Source organism: Streptomyces alkaliphilus, assembly GCF_014141535.1.
Classification (GTDB): domain Bacteria; phylum Actinomycetota; class Actinomycetes; order Streptomycetales; family Streptomycetaceae; genus Streptomyces; species Streptomyces alkaliphilus.
In genome coordinates this window covers 1-988 of record NZ_VKHT01001399.1, presented here as the reverse complement: position 1 = coordinate 988, position 988 = coordinate 1, and the positions used below count along the sequence as shown (strand labels likewise).

Here is a 988-nt window from a genome sequence, read left to right as displayed (position 1 = left end):
CTCCCGGACCGCCTGCCGCAGCTCGCCCTCGGACTCACCCTGCTGGCGCTCGTCGTGGCCGTCGCGGGGATCCAGGTGTGGGCCGCCGGGCGGGCCCGCCGCCGGGCCCTGGTGCGCCGCCTCTCCGGTCCCGCCCCGGAACCCGGTGACGCCGTACCCCTGTCCGTCCTCCCCGCACGCACCCCGCACGGCCGCCGACCCCGCTTCCCCGCACTGGACCGTCGGCTCCACGAGACCCGGCTCGGCCGCGCCCTCCGCCTGAGACTGGCCGCCGGCGGCCTGGACATCGGCCCCGCCGAATACGTGGTCTACGCGCTCACCGGCGTGATCGCCCTGTGGCTGATCGGGGGGGCGCTCCTCTCCCCGTTCTTCGGCCCGATCTTCGCCCTGATCGGGCTCTGGGCCGCCAACACCTTCCTGGAGTGGCAGCGCACCCGCCGCAACGAGCGATTCATCGCCCAACTCCCCGAACTGTCCCGCCTCATCGCCAACGGCACCGCCGCCGGCCTGGCCCTGCGCACCGCCCTGTCCATGGCCGCCGAGGAGATGGAGGACCCCGCCGGCGCGGAACTCGCCGTCGTCGCCAACCAGCTCGCCGTCGGCCGCCCCCTGGAGGAGGCCCTGGGCGAACTCGGCGAGCGACTGCCCTCACGCGAATTGAACGTCCTGGTCACCACCCTGACCCTCGCCAACCGGGCCGGCGGCGCCATCGTCGACTCCCTGCGCAATCTCACCCAGACCCTGGAGGAGCGCAAGGAGACCCGGCGCGAGGTCCGCACCATGCTGGCGGAGGTCAACGCCACCGCCGTCACCGTCCCCACCATCGGCCTCGGCGCGCTGCTGTTGATCAACACCATGGCCGACGGCGCGATGGACCGTATCACCGGGAGCGGGATCGGACGGATCCTTCTGCTGCTCGCGCTGGGACTCTACCTGTTGGGCTTCGTCGTGATCCGCCGCCTGGGACGCATCGACATCTGAGCCCACC

The 988-nt window shown here is 73.0% G+C and carries 1 protein-coding gene; it reads left to right on the top strand.

The genetic code is table 11. The features are described 5' to 3' along the window. The first annotated feature begins 12 nt into the window (after positions 1–12). On the top strand, positions 13–981 hold the full coding sequence (locus FNQ90_RS24725) for a type II secretion system F family protein (protein WP_182608369.1): 969 nt from the start codon (positions 13–15) through the stop codon (positions 979–981). The last annotated feature ends 7 nt before the right edge of the window (positions 982–988 follow it).